Genomic DNA, 16,944 nt, shown 5'->3' with positions numbered 1-16,944 from the left:
TTATTCCTCCCTTCCTGATTGTCCCAACATCTGACGTTTTAGCTCTTCTAGTTGCTCTTGTTCTTCTTGACTGGACTCCGTTTTATAGTCTTGATGACTCCAGATCGGCACATTGGTTTGATGGTTGCTGCCGGCCTTTGGTTTAGCGGATGACTGTGGCTTTTGTTGCCAATAAAGCAGAGCTTGCTCTCCTGTTTTGATGCCCTTATAGGAAAAATCATTGGCAATCTTCATCAAATAAACCTTGTTAAGATTAGCAGACTTGGTGCGTTGTAAGGTGTATAGCACCATGAGATTGATCACATCATCCAAAAAGCCCATCTGTGCCAATTCGCGTAGCAACTGACGCTCCTGATCGGTGACCATCGCCTTTCTCATTTTTTTCAAGGTAGACAGGTAAACTTCTGGAGCATGGCTTTGCGCCGTTTTTAGAGCAGCTTGTTCCTCACGAGTTAGACCAGTACTCTGACTCGGTTGCTCTTGCTGTTCCTGCTTAGCACGCAAGCGAACCAGTGATAGTTGACCCTTAACTGCTGTGGCTTTGGCTAACTGATAAGTATCAAACCAGGTCAGACCATTCTCCTCAGCAAAATGATAAAGACCTAAGACATCCGTTTGTTCATTGTCAAAATAGAGACCATCTCGTCTCATCAGCTGCTTGAAATGCTCGAGATCAAAGTTAATATCAGCTTGTTTGGGATGATGGTAGACTTCTCCGCGATCAGAAAATACTTCTGAAAAACGTTTGGTCTGATCAACGGCCTCGACTGGCAAGGTCATTTGTAAATCTTCCACAGCAACTTCCCCGATATAGCTGCTTAGCAGGCTACGATAAACAGCATTATTCAGAAAACTTTCCCTATCCAAGGGGCTGTTAAGCTTGATCAAATAGGTTTGATAGTGTTGATAAAACTTGATTAAGCCTAAAGCCCCCAGTTTATCAAAAGCAGTCCGTAAACGGTCAAATCCAAACTGCAAGTGGTTAAGCAGTTCGGTAAAAGGGTGCATTGCTCTGCCATTATCAAAAAAATGAACCAGATAATTGTACACCAAATAAGCGTCTGCACCCATAAGTGGCTGATAAAGTTGTAACAAACTAGCCTGATCAGGGTAGACACAGTTATTTTTTAGATAGGAGAAGGTATCGTTAGGCTTCATCGGAACGCCGTCCCTTCTTGCTACGAACCCTCTTAGTAATCTGTTGCAATAATTCCTCAATCTCGTCAACGTCCTTAAAGCTCCGGTAAACAGAGGCGAAACGAACGTAGGTGATTTCGTCTAATTCTGCCAGCTCATCCATGACAAGATTGCCGATATGGGTCGAGGGGACCTCACGTTCAAAGGTCTGACGCAAAGACTGCTCGATGCGGTCAACAACGCCCTCCAGGTCAGCGCTAGAGACAGGGCGTTTCTGGGCACTACGCAAAATACCGTTAAAAATCTTATCCCGGGAAAACTCTTCTCGCGTCCCATCTTTTTTTATCACCAACAAGGGTATTTCTTCCAATCGCTCAAAAGTTGTGAACCGATTTTGACACTCATCGCAAGACCTGCGACGACGGATGGCTGTGCCTTCTTCCGCTTGACGACTATCGACAACACTTGATTTGGTGCAATGGCATTTCGGACAACGCATAGTCCCCTCCTTGATGGCTTTATTTGTTTTATTATAACATAAAATACCCCTAAACACTAGAAAACAAAAACCTATCTTGCCTAAGCAAGATAAGTTTTGTCAGAACTATTCTGAAACAGTTTCGGTAACCTCAACTGGTGCAATATCTTCTAAGATTTCGATATCGTTGACTGCTTGAGGTTCAATGTTGCGATAACGGAACATACCAGTACCAGCTGGAATGGTCTTACCGATGATAACATTCTCCTTGAGACCCAGCAAGTGGTCACGTTTACCACGGATGGCGGCATCAGTGAGGACACGAGTTGTCTCTTGGAAGGATGCGGCAGAAAGGAAGGAATTAGTCTCCAGAGAGGCTTTGGTAATTCCCATCAGCACAGGACGAGCGGTCGCTGGGATTTGTCCAGCAATCACGTACTCCGCATTGGCATCAGTAAAGTCTGCGATGTCCATAAGAGTACCAGGCAGAAGGTCTGTATCCCCTGGATCCATGACACGTACTTTGCGGAGCATTTGACGCACCATCACCTCAACGTGTTTATCACCGATTTCTACCCCTTGGCTACGGTAAACTTTTTGTACTTCTGCAAGGAGATAGGTCTCTACAGAAAGGGTATCACGGACTTCTAACAAGCGTTTTGGCTGGATGGATCCTTCTGTCAGCGCTTGACCACGGTTGACAAAGTCACCTTCGTTGACTGTCAGACGAGCAGTGAACGGTACTTGGTACTCACCCATGCCAGTCTGCCCTTTGACGTAAACCTTCTTGGTCCGAGTGCTAGCGTCCTCATCGATTTGTACCACCTCACCTTTAACTTCGGTGATGACCGCTTCCCCTTTAGGGTTACGGGCTTCAAAGATTTCTTGGATACGTGGCAAACCTTGGGTGATGTCGGTGTTTGAGGCCACACCACCCGTGTGGAAGGTCCGCATGGTCAACTGGGTACCAGGCTCACCGATGGATTGAGCGGCGATAGTACCAACTGCTTCACCAACTTCAACCGCATCACCAGTCGCCAAGTTGATACCGTAACAATGACGGCAGACACCGTGACGGGTGTTACATGTAAAGACGGAACGGATGGTGACTTCTTCAACACCAGCTTGGCTGATTTCAGCCGCCTTAGCTTCCGTAATCAACTGATTAGGACCGATGATAACCGCACCTGTTTCAGGATGCTTAACTGTTTTCTTGGTGTAACGACCAGCCAGACGTTCTTGAAGGGTCTCGGTCACTTCCTTACCATTGGTAATGGCTGTGATGGTCAAGCCACGATCAGTTCCACAGTCATCCTCACGAATGATAACATCCTGCGCCACATCAACCAGACGGCGAGTCAGGTAACCTGAGTCCGCAGTCTTGAGGGCGGTATCGGTCATCCCCTTACGAGCACCGTGGGTAGAGAAGAACATCTCGAGTACCGACAGACCCTCACGGAAGTTAGACAGGATTGGCAATTCCATGATACGACCGTTTGGCGCCGCCATCAGACCACGCATACCGGCCAACTGGGAGAAGTTTGAGATGTTACCACGAGCTCCAGAGTCCATCATCATAACGATTGGGTTCTTCGGATCTTGGGTTTCAACCAAGCGTTTTTCCAGAGCTTCCTTGGCCTCACGCCAAGTCGTCGTAACAGCGATATAACGATCCGTATCGGTCATCAAACCACGACGGAAGGCCAAATTAAGCTGCTCCACTCGGTCGTGCGCTTGTTCGATAATCTCTTGCTTGTTGTCAATGACAGGAATATCCGCCACACCAACCGTCAAGCCAGCAAGGGTAGAATGATGGTAACCCAAGTCTTTCAAGCGGTCAAGGAAGGCAGACGTTTCTGTCGTTCTCAAGCGTTTGAAAGTCTCTGCAATGATATGCCCCAGATTTTTCTTTTTAAATGGTTGGTTCAATGGCAGAGCTTTAATGACAGCTTTAATATCTTGACCAGATTCCAGGAAGTACTTATCTGGTGTCCCATCAGTCAGGTTAGCCATCGTTGGCTCTTGCAGATAAGGCAGGTCATCTGGGATAACTTTGTTAAAGATGATTTTCCCAACAGTTGTCATCAGAATCTTATGACGCTGGTCATCTGTCCAAGGCTTATCAGGCATACTATCAACAGCGATACCAACACGGCTGTGCAGGTGCACAACACCATTTCGCCAAGCCATAACAGCCTCATCATAGTCCTTGAATACCATGCCTTCACCTTCGCGCCCCTCGTCTTCCATGGTCAAATAATAGTTACCAAGAACCATGTCCTGAGATGGCGTTACAACTGGTTTACCATCTTTCGGGTTGAGGATGTGTTCTGCCGCCAACATCAGGAGACGAGCTTCTGCCTGTGCTTCTTCAGATAATGGCACGTGAATAGCCATCTGGTCACCGTCAAAGTCGGCGTTGTAGGCCTCACACACCAACGGGTGCAGACGAAGCGCACGTCCGTCGATTAGGACAGGCTCAAAGGCCTGAATTCCCAAACGGTGAAGGGTCGGTGCGCGGTTAAGGAGCACTGGGTGTTCTTTGATAACCTCTTCCAAAATATCCCAGATGCGCTCATCACCACGTTCCACCATACGTTTTGCCGCCTTGACGTTTCCAGCCAAGTCACGAGCAACGATTTCTCGCATGACGAATGGTTTGAAGAGTTCAATCGCCATCTCACGTGGGACACCACATTGGTACATCTTCAAGTTTGGTCCAACAGCGATAACGGAACGCCCTGAGAAGTCAACCCGCTTACCAAGCAAGTTTTGACGGAAACGCCCTTGTTTACCCTTGAGCATGTGGCTGAGCGATTTGAGCGGACGGCTACCAGGTCCTGTGATTGGACGACCACGTCGACCGTTATCAATCAAAGCATCAATCGCCTCTTGCAACATCCGTTTTTCGTTCTGAACAATGATGCCTGGGGCATGAAGCTCCAAAAGACGAGCCAAGCGGTTGTTACGGTTGATAACACGACGGTAAAGGTCATTGAGGTCAGAGGCCGCAAAACGACCACCATCCAGCTGCACCATTGGGCGCAAATCTGGTGGAATAACTGGCAGGATGTTAAGGATCATCCATTCTGGCTTGTTACCAGACTTGTGGAAAGCATCCAGCACATCCAAACGACGAACGATTTTCACACGTTTTTGCCCTGTTGCTGATTTTAGCTCTTCCTTTAGAGCAGCAATTTCAGTTGGCAAATCCACTTGCTTGAGCAAGTCTTGGATGGCTTCTGCCCCCATTTTTGCCACGAAAGAGCCGTGACCGTACTCCATGAGTTTTTCACGGTATTCGCGTTCGGTCAAAAGAGATTTGTGCTCAAGCGGTGTTTCCATCGGATCGATAACCACATAGGCCGCAAAATAGATCACCTCTTCCAGCGCACGTGGGCTCATATCCAAGGTCAAGCCCATCCGAGATGGGATACCTTTAAAATACCAGATGTGAGAAATCGGCGCCTTGAGTTCAATGTGTCCCATGCGTTCACGACGGACCTTGGCACGAGTGACTTCAACACCACAGCGGTCACAGACAATGCCCTTGTAACGAATACGTTTGTATTTGCCACACGCACACTCCCAGTCTTTGGTCGGTCCAAAAATGACCTCATCAAAGAGACCTTCACGCTCTGGTTTTAGGGTTCGGTAGTTGATAGTTTCTGGTTTTTTCACCTCACCATAGGACCATGAACGAACCTTGCTGGGTGAAGCCAGAGTGATTTGCATACTTTTAAAACGATTTACGTCAACCACTACATTTTACCTTTCTTAATTTCTGCTATACAAAAGAATAAGGGAAATTTATCTTGTTTCAAAGGAAATTAGCTGCGAGCCTTTGGTGACTAATAAGCCTTGTTGACCCTCAACAAGCTGGTCATAGAGCTCTTTTGAAATGTCTTGAGTCCAGTGATGCCCACTGCTGTCTTCGAGAACCAAAAAGCAACGTGAACGTGGGAACAAGGTTAGGAGGTTATACTTCTTGAACTTTTTCACCACCTTGACCTCTCGTTGATTGATTGGTGCCTTTTTATTTTTCAAGTACAACAAGGACTGCAATATGGCACAAACAACTAGTGGCACTAAAACACTTCTCATACACTAATGTCCTTCTCAACTCGCAAGAAGTTTGGACTAGGCGAGGGTCGCCTAGTCAGCTTCTTATTATTAATTTTCTAATGCTGCCTCATCTTCTTCAGCTTCTTCGTCAACCTGTTCCGTTGTCTTACCTTCTTGTTCTGCCAATTCACGAGCAAAGGCTTCTGCTTCACGTGCTTGACGCTCACGAGCTTTTTCAAGGTCATCAACGTGCATCACGTCATCATCTTCACCCTCGTCCAAATCACGAAGTTCGACTTCATTATCATCCTCATCAAGGACACGCATGTCAAGACCAAGTGACTGCAATTCTTTAACAAGAACGCGGAAGGATTCTGGCACGCCTGGTTTTGGAATTGGCTTACCTTTAGTGATGGCTTCATAGGCTTTGAGACGACCCGTCACATCATCTGACTTGTAGGTCAAGATTTCTTGAAGGACATTTGATGCACCATAAGCTTCCAGCGCCCAAACTTCCATCTCACCAAAACGCTGACCACCGAACTGAGCTTTACCACCGAGCGGTTGCTGGGTAACCAGTGAGTATGGACCAACTGAACGGGCATGGAGCTTGTCGTCAACCATGTGGTGGAGTTTGATCATATACATGACCCCAACTGAGACACGGTTATCAAACGGCTCACCTGTCCTTCCGTCGTAGAGAACAGTCTTAGCATCGCTATCCATGCCAGCTTCTTTAACAGTTGACCAGAGATCTTCTGAAGTCGCTCCGTCAAAGACTGGGGTCGCAATGTGGATACCTAGGTTTTTAGCCGCCATTCCGAGGTGAAGTTCCATAACCTGACCGATGTTCATCCGTGATGGTACCCCGAGCGGGTTGAGCATGATGTCAACTGGTGTTCCATCTGGCAGGTATGGCATATCCTCAACTGGAACAATACGCGATACGACACCTTTGTTCCCGTGACGTCCCGCCATCTTATCACCCACTTTGATTTTACGCTTCTGAGCGATGTAGACACGTACTAGTTTATTAACGCCAGATGGCAGTTCATCACCGTTGGCACGAGTAAAGATTTTAACATCGCGAACAACACCATCACCACCGTGCGGTACACGTAGAGAGGTATCGCGCACTTCACGTGACTTGTCTCCAAAGATAGCATGGAGGAGACGCTCCTCAGCTGAGAGGTCTTTTTCACCTTTCGGTGTTACCTTACCAACGAGAATATCGCCCTCTTTAACTTCAGCACCAATACGAATAATCCCGACTTCATCAAGATCACGAAGAGCATCTTCACCGACGTTTGGAATCTCGCGAGTAATCTCTTCAGGGCCTAACTTGGTATCACGAGTTTCACTTTCATATTCTTCCAAATGGACAGAGGTATAAACATCCTCTTTGACCAAGCGTTCACTCATGATGACCGCATCTTCGAAGTTATAACCTTCCCAGGTCATGTAGGCAACGATTGGGTTTTGACCAAGCGCCATCTCACCATTTTCCATAGAAGGACCATCAGCGATGAAGTCCCCTTTTTCAACCAAGTCACCCACCTTAACCAAGGTTCGTTGGTTATAGGCTGTTCCTGAGTTTGAACGGCGGAATTTGGTAATTTTGTAAACGTCAAGGCTACCATCGTTACGACGAACCTCAACCTTATCTGCATCAGAATAGACAACTTTACCATCATGTTGGGCGATGACAGCTGCCCCAGAGTCGTGGGCTGCCTGGTATTCCATCCCTGTTCCCACATAAGGGGCTTTAGGGTCAATCAGAGGAACGGCCTGACGTTGCATGTTAGCTCCCATCAGAGCACGGTTGGAGTCATCGTTTTCAAGGAACGGAATACATGCTGTCGCCACAGCAACAACCTGCTTCGGAGACACATCAACGAAGTCAACAATGTCTGCTGGGAATTCTTGGTTGTTACCTTGATGACGTCCCATGACAACTTCTTCTGCAAAAGTATTGTCGTCATTGAGACGAGAATTAGCCTGCGCAACAGTGAACTCATCTTCTTCATCAGCTGTCAGCCAGAAGATATCATTGGTGACCTGACCAGTTGCACGGTCAACCTTACGATACGGTGTTTGGATAAAACCATAACGGTTAAGACGTCCAAACGAAGACAAGTTGTTGATCAACCCAATGTTTGGACCTTCTGGCGTCTCAATCGGACACATCCGACCATAGTGGGTGTAGTGTACGTCCCGTACCTCGTAACCCGCGCGGTCACGCGTCAAACCACCAGGACCAAGGGCTGATAGACGGCGTTTGTGGGAAAGTTCAGACAGCGGGTTATGCTGATCCATGAACTGTGAGAGCTGGGAAGAACCAAAGAACTCTTTGACCGCAGCGGTCACAGGGCGGATATTAATGATTTGTTGTGGTGTGAGAGCCTCGTTATCCTGAGCAGACATCCGCTCGCGCACATTGCGCTCCATCCGTGATAATCCGACACGGAACTGGTTCGCTAGGAGCTCACCAACCGCACGGATACGACGGTTACCCAAGTGGTCAATGTCGTCCACCTTGCCAATACCTTCTGCCAAGTTGAGGAAGTAACTCATCTCTGCTAAAATGTCTGCTGGGGTCAAGGCACGCACCTTGTCTTCTGGATTGGCGTTGCCGACAATCGTTACCACACGATCTGGATCAATAGGGGACACGACCTTGAATTTCTGTAAGAGGATCGGTTCAGTTAGCACAGCAAAATCATTTGGCGTATAGACAAATTTGTTAAGATCCCCATCCAAGTGTTCTGCGATACCATCGATCACCTCGCGGGTCATCAAGGTACCAGATGCCACCAAAATCTCCCCCGTTTCAGGGTCAACGAGGTTTTCAGCAATGACTTGGTTAAGCAAACGCGTCTTAACATTTAGCTTCTTGTTCATCTTGTAGCGACCAACAGCTGCCAAATCATAACGCTTGTAGTCAAAGAAGCGAGCAATTAAGAGAGCTCTTGAACTTTCAGCCGTTTTTGGTTCACCTGGACGTAGGCGCTCATAAATTTCTTTAAGCGCCTCTTCTGTACGAGCATCGGCTGGATTTTTATGGATATCTTTCTCAATCGTGTTACGAATTAAATCGCTGTCACCGAAAATGTCTATAATTTCATCATCACCAGAGAAGCCCAAAGCACGCACCAACGTCGTAAATGGAATCTTCCTTGTGCGGTCAATACGCGTATAGGCGATATCTTTAGAGTCAGTTTCTAGCTCCAACCAAGCCCCGCGGTTTGGAATAACTGTTGATCCGTAACCGACTTTCCCATTTTTGTCAACCTTGTCATTAAAGTAAACACCGGGTGACCGCACCAACTGAGAAACGATAATGCGCTCTGCACCATTGATGATAAAAGTCCCCATCTCGGTCATCAATGGGAATTCACCAAAGAAGACCTCTTGAGTCTTGATTTCGCCAGTTTCCTTGTTAATCAAACGGAAAGTCACATAGAGTGGTGCTGAATAGTTCGCATCGTGAGAGCGTGCCTCTTCCAAATTATATTTTGGAGTTTTCAGCTCATACCCAACAAACTCAAGCTCTATGGTGTCGGTAAAGTTAGATACTGGAAGCACATCTTCGAAGACTTCCTTCAAGCCCGTGTTTAAAAAGTCTTGAAAAGAATCTGTCTGAATTTCGATCAAATTAGGTAAGTCAAGTACTTCCTTGATGCGTGAAAAACTACGACGGGTCCGATGTTTCCCGTACTGAACGTTATGTCCTGCCAAGTTAAACTCCTTTGTACATAAGAATACGATGACCTGAACGGTCAAGTTTAGTTAACTGCATGATGGCGGTTTGACCGCCGCCTACGTCGCGTAGGTTATTTGCCGTGGTCGATGAAATGTCAGAATTTTTAAGTTTTAATGACAAAGCCATTTTTCCCTAAAAATAGGCACAAAAAGAGCAGCTAAATCTTGAAAAGCTCTGATTTAACTGCTGCTAGTCTTGATTGGACAAGATTTCAACCAAAACAAACGACAAATATCTTAAGAATTATAACATATTTATCTTTTTTTGGCAAATTTATTGACCTATAGTTGTTGCCTCAGTTTGCGGTTCTGGTGCTGAACTAGTGGCACTAGAGGATGTGCTTGGGGCACTGTTGCTGGACGCACTGCTAGGGCTCGGTGTCTGAACCCCTACAATAGCTGTCCAAGCCTGCTGGCGGTCGCTAGCTGACCCTCCCACCATAAAATCACTAGTGGTCACAGGTGCTCCGTTTTTAGCCCAGTAAGAAACCGTCGTCGCGCCTCCTACACTAATCTGTCGACCATTGACCATCACCGTGCCCGCTTGCATACCAGTGGAGGTAAGAACACTAGATGATATGGTCTCAGGCGCTAAATTGAATCGCTGTTCTAATCCTAAAATTGACGGATCCGCCTGATGGATGGCATTGACCAATCGAGCAACATAAGTATGAGTGTGGCGACCTGAAATATTGCTCATAGGTGAATTATCATCATGACCAGCCCATGTGCCCAGGGTAACTGCCGGTGTACCAACCATTAACCACGAATCCACATTCTCATCACTGGTACCTGTTTTGCCAATCCAGTCTCCGTTTGGCAATTGAGGGTTCAAAGCACCAATTTCACGGATAAATGCCGTTGTCGCACCAGATCTTAGCGGTCCACGTAAAAGATGGGTCATAATCCCTGCTCCAGCAGGGGAGAAAATTCGCTCACCTTTGTCGTCGTACTCATAGATTACCGTGCCATCGTTTGCTGTTATTTTTTGGACAACATGTTTCTTATGATAAATACCGCCATTAGCAAGCATCTGATAGCCATTGGTCTGTTGAGCAACACTCATTTCTGCACCACCACCAATCGGCAAACTCTCAATGCTGTAGTCATCAAATTCATAGCCCATCTTGCTCATGTAACCCTCAACATCAACACCCCGTTTCCTCAGGAGCTTATAGGTCCAAAAAGCAGGGATATTGTAAGACATGTCCAGAGCATTTTGTAAAGTGACAGCTGCTGTTCCTCTGCTACCCACATACAAAATCGGTTGACCACTAGAGAAATTAGCAGGATAGTTAGATAGCACACTGGCGCTACCAATCAATCCTTGATCAATAGCGATGCCGTAAGGGAGGAGTGATTTGATGGTTGAACCTGGTGACCGTTTCGTATCAAAGGCGTGATTGTTTTGGTTATCAGCGTAGTTACGACCACCAACAAAACCAAGTACCGCCCCAGTTCGATTGTCCATGAGGACATTGCCTGTTTCTACAAGCCCTGTCCCATCATCCAAGAGGTGTCCAAGATTAGCAACCGTGTCCTGCATGGCCTGATGAACCGTTTTATGAATCGTCGTTGTGACATGGTAGCCTCCTAAAGCCAATTCTTCTTTAGCTTTTTCACGGTAGGCAGTTTGCACAGCATCACTTGTTTTATCTAAATCAGAAACGTTATCCCGCTTGAGCAAATAGTCGTAAAGCAGGTCCTCAGCCTCTTCCATGACTGTATAGTAGAGAAAGCCGTGGTTGGTCTCCTCAATCGCCTCTGGCTTCTTGAAATCCTGAGTGATATCGTATGCCACATAATCATCATAAGCCGGTTTATCAATAACACCCGTACGGTACATATTGTAGAGCACATTTTTAGCTCGTTTGATTCCTATCGCCATATCATCGGGTGTCTTAAAATTGCCATCCGATGTGTAAGGGGAATACACAATCGGACTCTGTGGTAAGCCCGCCAAAAATGCCGCCTGAGGAATCGTCAAATCTTTAGCAGATACCCCAAAAATCCCCTGAGCAGCCTCCTCTATACCTGCAATATTTTGACCTCGGTTGTTACGACCAAATGGCGACACATTGAGATAATTCGTCAAAATAGTGTCCTTGTCCATATGGCGTTCCAACTCTAAGGCATAAATCATTTCTTGCGACTTCCGCTTAAAAGTTGGCACATCGCCCAAGACCTGTTGCTTAATCAACTGCTGGGTCAAGGTTGAGCCACCACTAGTCTCACCGATGCCCAAAATCGTCGTCAGCGCCGCCCTCAAAACTGCCTTTGGCAAAACACCTTTATGAGTTGCGAAATTTTCATCTTCTGTGGAGACAATAGCGTGTTTAATATTGTCAGAAATAGCAGAGCTCTCTACAGGCGTTCGCAATAAATCGGTATCAATCGCAGCAATCAAGCTACCATCAGAGTAGGTCAACTGCGAAATCCGTGTGAAGGACCCTACTTGCTTGACTAACTTTTGAACCTCTGGCACTTTGGCCTGATCAATCTGACTCGCCAGGTAACCAAATGCCGTACCAATCCCCATCATACCAAACAATAAGGCTATAATGTATAAAAAATGAGACAATATCCTAACGGTCTGTAAAACAACTGAACCAATATCCCAAATGGTCAACTCCGACCAGGCTTTCTTACGATGACTTTTTTTCATAACATACCTCGATTTATATTATATCAAAAAACTCATTAAACACCAAAAATTTGCTGAACATCTTATCATCATTCTAAGACCTACCTACCAAACTTAAAAATTAAATAAACGCCCTGTACAAACAGATGTTTATATGACTTGCTTCTGTAAATTATTGGCTGATTTGAATATCACATCAAGTTAACCATTTTTTGTAAACAGCTGCTTATTGGTTCGTAAAACCAGACTTTTCGATTGATTAAGAGCTGTTGCATTAACAGTGTCCATTACAGTATTTAACAGACACATGACAGAAAAATAGCAGAGCTTGTTTGAATTTTTTTAGGAAAAATAGTATAATGTTTGAAGCATAATTAAAGGGGATAATGAATGATTACAGCGATTGTATTTGATGTAGATGATACCATTTATGACCAGCAGGCTCCTTATCGGATTGCTATGGAAAAATGCTTCCCAAACTTTGATATGAGCCAGATAAAACCTGCTTATATCCGATTTAGGCACTATTCCGATATCGGTTTTCCTCGTGTGATGGCTGGAGAGTGGACTGTCGAATACTTCCGCTTCTGGCGCTGCAAGGAAACACTGTTAGAGTTTGGGCACCCTGAGATTGATGAAGCAACTGGTACACACTTTCAGGAAGTCTATGAGCGGGAGTTAGATAACATCACCATGCTGGACGAGATGCGTCTGACACTAGATTTTCTCAAGTCCAAAGGTGTGCCTATGGGCGTTATCACCAATGGCCCGACAGAACACCAACTGAAAAAAGTTAAGAAACTCGGACTTTATGACTACGTTGAGCCTAAGCGTGTTATCGTGAGTCAGGCGACTGGCTTTCAAAAGCCTGAGCGTGAGATTTTTAACCTAGCTGCTCAGCAATTTGGCTTCAACCCAGCAACCACTCTCTATGTTGGAGACTCCTATGACAATGATGTCATGGGAGCTCATAATGGGGGCTGGCGATCCATGTGGTTCAACCATCGTGGACGAACGTTAAAAAAGGGGACGACACCCGTTTTCGATTTAGAAATTGACAGTTTTGAACAACTTTATGGGGCAGTCAAAGTGCTGTTTGACTTGCCTGATAACAAATTTATCGTCGATGTCAACGATAAACGCAATCCAATTCTAGAGCTCGGTATCAACAACGGCCTGATGATGGCAGCTGAACGCCTGCTTGACAGCAATATGTCCATTGATAAGGTGGTTATCTTGCTAAGGCTGGACAAAAAGCAGGAGCGCATGCTCCGCATCAAGTACGGTCGATAAACAGTTGAATAGTCTATGCTAACATTAACATGAAGGAGATTGGGACAATAGTCTCGGTCTTTTCGTTTTAAGTTACAAAACACCTCAACCTATTTCAGCTAACAAGTACGACAACTACAGCGAACTTACTTTCCCAATTTACATCCACCAACTGCTATTCTTAGTTTGTTTATAAACTAACAACTCATCAGATTTTATTGTTCTGGCGATTTAGCCCTCTACTATAGTGATACTTTCCAGAAAATCCTTGACTTTTTTGTGAAATTGCGTGATAATAAGGTGATTGTAATTATTGTTAACTGATTAATTTTTGAACGAATGTAACAACATTCAACCTCTTTTATATAAGGAGATTAGTAATGATAATTATAGAAAATCTCACCGTTACTTACGACGGTGACCAACTGGTCTTAGACGGTCTAACGTGTCAGATTGACCAGCCTGGCATTATTGGGATTATCGGGCCTAATGGTGCCGGCAAATCAACACTGATGAAGGCCATTCTAGGCTTTGTCCCCTTTCAGGGGAATGTGGCGATTGACGGACAGACGGGGGTAGCTGCACGTGAAAAAATCGCCTATGTCGAACAGAAAAGTCACATTGATGTCACCTTTCCGATGACTGTTCGGGAATGTGTCTCACTGGGATTTTATAAAAAGTTAGGGTTATTCAACAACCTAACGATGTCACACTGGAAGAAAATTGATGACGTCCTCAGTCAAGTCGGTCTCACCGAACTGTCAAAGCGTCCTATTTCAGCTTTATCAGGCGGTCAGTTTCAACGAATGCTGATTGCGCGTTGTTTGGTACAGGAAGCAGACTTTATCCTCTTAGATGAACCCTTTGTTGGCATTGATTCAGTGAGCGAAGCCATTATCATCAAGCTCCTCAAGGAACTGAAAAACTCTGGCAAAACCATCTTGGTGGTTCATCATGACTTGAGTAAGGTCAAACAGTATTTCGACCATCTGCTTATTCTCAACAAAAAACTGGTGGCTTACGGTAAGGTGTCTGATGTATACACACCTGCTAATCTGCAAGCAGCTTATGGCGACCTTTTCTTCAGTCATGAGGAGGTGAGCCATGCTTAGTCGTTTTATCGAAGCTGTCGCTTCCTACCAGTTTTTGCAAAATGCCTTAATCACAGCTGTCATCATAGGAGCTGTGGCAGGTATTGTTGGCTGCTTTATCATCCTACGGTCCATGTCTTTAATGGGGGACGCTATCTCTCATGCCGTTCTGCCTGGAGTAGCCATTTCTTACCTACTAGGACTGAACTATTTAGTCGGAGCATTAGTGTTTGGCCTTTTAGCTTCCGTGCTCATCACCTTTGTTAAGGAGAATTCAACGCTCAAAGGTGATACAGCGATTGGGATTATCTTTTCAGCCTTTTTGGCTCTAGGGATTATCTTGATCAGTATCGCGAGAAGTTCAACAGATTTATCTCACATCCTATTTGGAAATGTCTTAGCGGTTCAGGATACTGACAAATGGGCAGTTATTATCGTTTCGCTAGCAGTCCTTGCCATCATCGTGGTTTTCTTCAAACCATTGAAATTGACCTCTTTCGACCCTATTTTGGCACAGTCTATGGGGATTAAGGTAAGTTTTTATCACTACTTACTCATGATTTGCCTAACCTTGGTGGCTGTGGTCGCCATGCAGAGTGTCGGTACTATTTTGATTGTTGCTTTGCTCATTACCCCCGCAGCAACAGCCTATTTATTTACGAACAGTCTCAAAAGCATGTTGCTTTTGTCTTCTATCTTGGGTATGTTCTCTTCTGCCTTAGGTATTTTTCTTGGTTATAGTTTTAACCTACCAGTTGGATCAAGTATTGTGCTAACTGCCACTTTAATTTTCATTACTTCTTTCTTTGTATCACCTAAACAAACACTTTTTAGAAAGAAAGAAAAGAACACATGAAAAAATTACTTGGATATCTTAGTCTAGCTTTTACCTTGCTTTTGGTGGCTTGCTCACCAAACACCGGGCAAACTCAATCAACTGATAGCGGTAAGCTAAAGGTTGTAGTGACCAATTCAATTTTAGCGGACATGACCAAAAATATCGCTGGAGATTTGGTTGATTTACACAGTATTGTTCCGATTGGACAAGACCCACACGAATACGAGCCTTTGGCAGCTGATATTCAAAAAACAGCTGATGCTGATGTCATCTTTTACAACGGTCTAAACCTTGAGACTGGTGGTGATGCGTGGTTTACTAAACTGATCAAAACTGCCAATAAGGTTGAAAATAAAGACTACTTTGCTGTTAGTGACGGCGTTAAGGTCATTTACCTTGAAGGGCAAAACCAACAAGGTAAAGAGGACCCACATGCTTGGCTCAATGTTGAAAATGGCATCATCTATGCTCAAAACATTGCTAAAACATTGATGGATAAGGATCCAAACAATAAAGAGGCTTACCAAAAGAATCTGGACACTTATGTCGCTAAGCTCTCAGAACTAGACAAGACTGCTAAAGCTGCTTTTGCTGCCATCCCAGCAGAGAAAAAACTTATCGTGACCAGCGAAGGTGCCTTTAAATACTTCTCAGCATCCTACAACGTCCCATCAGCTTATATCTGGGAAATCAATACTGAAGAAGAAGGAACACCAGAACAAATTACAACATTAGTGGAAACTCTTAGAAAATCAAAAGTACCATCCCTTTTCATCGAATCATCTGTTGACCGTCGTCCGATGGAGACTGTTTCTAAAGACACAGGTATCCCTATTCACTCTGAAATCTTCACAGATTCAGTAGCGGAAAAAGGTCAAGAAGGTGATTCTTACTACGCCATGATGAAATGGAATCTGGAAAAAATTGCGGAAGGTTTGGCAAAATAAGCTAGACGACTACAAATGGTTTACCGCAACCAGCAAAAAAAGATTGGGCTTACTTCCCCAATTCTATCTCTTACAACATTATTACAATCCTTTAAGGAGCAGGCTTCGTACCTGCTTTTTTTAGTTCATTAAATAATCATTTTTCTCACAAAAAAGAGGCTCTATAATTTCTGTAGTGGGTAAATCCACCATGGAGATTATAGAGCCTTTTGAGTGTAGAAAAAAGGTTCCATATGACCTACAATGAAAAGTGCTTAAACAACTCATTAGAAAGACACATATGGAACAGTTCAATTCTATCACAAACCTACTCGGAATTAAAGACCCTAATATCACTATTTTGGAGATTGTGGAGGCTGGGAGTCACAAAGAAGTCAGCGCTAAACTCGATTACCCTGCTCCAAAATGCCAACATTGCCAGGGACAGATGGTCAAGTACGACTTCCAGAACCTATCCAAAATACCTTATCTTGAGTGTGCTGGTGACAAGACACTCATTCGCTTGCGAAAGCGCCGCTTTCGTTGCTCAAATTACGGGAAAATGGCTGTCGCTGAAACGTCACTGGTCAAGTCAACCATCAAATTCCTGTCATTCTTAATCAGAAAATCGCCCAGAAACTAATTGAAAAGGTGGCCATGACGGCCATCGCTGAAAGCCTAGCCGTATCAACCTCAACGGTCATCCGAAAACTAAAGGAATTTCAGTTCAA

The 16,944-nt window shown here is 44.9% G+C and carries 10 protein-coding genes and 1 pseudogene; 5 read left to right on the top strand and 6 right to left on the bottom strand.

Annotated elements, in window-relative coordinates:
- From ACERC8_RS00905 to pbp1b, 6 genes are all read right to left on the bottom strand, one after another.
- Window positions 1–1,158, bottom strand: coding sequence for a DnaD domain protein (locus ACERC8_RS00905; RefSeq protein ID WP_373658022.1), 1,158 nt, complete (start codon window positions 1,156–1,158; stop codon window positions 1–3).
- On the bottom strand, window positions 1,148–1,636 hold the full coding sequence (nrdR, locus tag ACERC8_RS00900) for a transcriptional regulator NrdR (protein ID WP_373658021.1): 489 nt from the start codon (window positions 1,634–1,636) through the stop codon (window positions 1,148–1,150). Before nrdR ends, ACERC8_RS00905 begins: the two co-directional genes overlap by 11 nt.
- Before the next feature lie 105 nt (window positions 1,637–1,741).
- On the bottom strand, window positions 1,742–5,377 hold the full coding sequence (rpoC, locus tag ACERC8_RS00895) for a DNA-directed RNA polymerase subunit beta' (protein WP_373658020.1): 3,636 nt from the start codon (window positions 5,375–5,377) through the stop codon (window positions 1,742–1,744).
- Between the two features lie 48 nt (window positions 5,378–5,425).
- Window positions 5,426–5,719, bottom strand: a complete 294-nt coding sequence (locus ACERC8_RS00890; RefSeq protein ID WP_373658019.1) for a hypothetical protein — start codon at window positions 5,717–5,719, stop codon at window positions 5,426–5,428.
- A gap of 69 nt (window positions 5,720–5,788) precedes the next feature.
- A complete protein-coding gene (rpoB, locus tag ACERC8_RS00885; RefSeq protein ID WP_373658018.1) occupies window positions 5,789–9,418 on the bottom strand; it encodes a DNA-directed RNA polymerase subunit beta in 3,630 nt (1,209 codons plus the stop codon).
- A 298-nt stretch (window positions 9,419–9,716) separates the two neighbouring features.
- Window positions 9,717–12,107 carry a penicillin-binding protein PBP1B gene (gene pbp1b, locus ACERC8_RS00880; protein ID WP_373658017.1) on the bottom strand — a complete coding sequence of 797 codons (2,391 nt, stop codon included), beginning with the start codon at window positions 12,105–12,107 and terminating at the stop codon, window positions 9,717–9,719.
- 369 nt (window positions 12,108–12,476) lie between these two features.
- On the opposite strand from pbp1b, the gene ACERC8_RS00875 reads away from it, so the two are divergent.
- From ACERC8_RS00875 to ACERC8_RS00855, 5 genes and pseudogenes are all read left to right on the top strand, one after another.
- Window positions 12,477–13,379 (top strand): HAD family hydrolase, encoded by a 903-nt coding sequence (locus ACERC8_RS00875; RefSeq protein ID WP_373658016.1) that lies wholly within the window; start codon window positions 12,477–12,479, stop codon window positions 13,377–13,379.
- A 359-nt stretch (window positions 13,380–13,738) separates the two neighbouring features.
- Window positions 13,739–14,470 carry a metal ABC transporter ATP-binding protein gene (locus ACERC8_RS00870; protein WP_373658015.1) on the top strand — a complete coding sequence of 244 codons (732 nt, stop codon included), beginning with the start codon at window positions 13,739–13,741 and terminating at the stop codon, window positions 14,468–14,470.
- Window positions 14,463–15,305: a metal ABC transporter permease subunit gene (locus tag ACERC8_RS00865; RefSeq protein WP_373658014.1), complete on the top strand. Its 843-nt coding sequence runs from the start codon at window positions 14,463–14,465 to the stop codon at window positions 15,303–15,305. Before ACERC8_RS00870 ends, ACERC8_RS00865 begins: the two co-directional genes overlap by 8 nt.
- A complete protein-coding gene (locus tag ACERC8_RS00860) occupies window positions 15,302–16,234 on the top strand; it encodes a metal ABC transporter substrate-binding lipoprotein (protein ID WP_373658013.1) in 933 nt (310 codons plus the stop codon). Before ACERC8_RS00865 ends, ACERC8_RS00860 begins: the two co-directional genes overlap by 4 nt.
- Window positions 16,235–16,514: 280 nt before the next feature.
- Window positions 16,515–16,944 (top strand): annotated as a pseudogene (locus ACERC8_RS00855) (transposase family protein); the annotation flags it as partial.

It is taken from the genome of Streptococcus sp. E29BA, from assembly GCF_041807805.1.
Classification (GTDB): Bacteria; Bacillota; Bacilli; order Lactobacillales; family Streptococcaceae; genus Streptococcus; species Streptococcus entericus.
The sequence above is the reverse complement of the archived record's forward strand: the minus strand, read 5'-3'. Positions and strand labels throughout refer to the sequence as shown.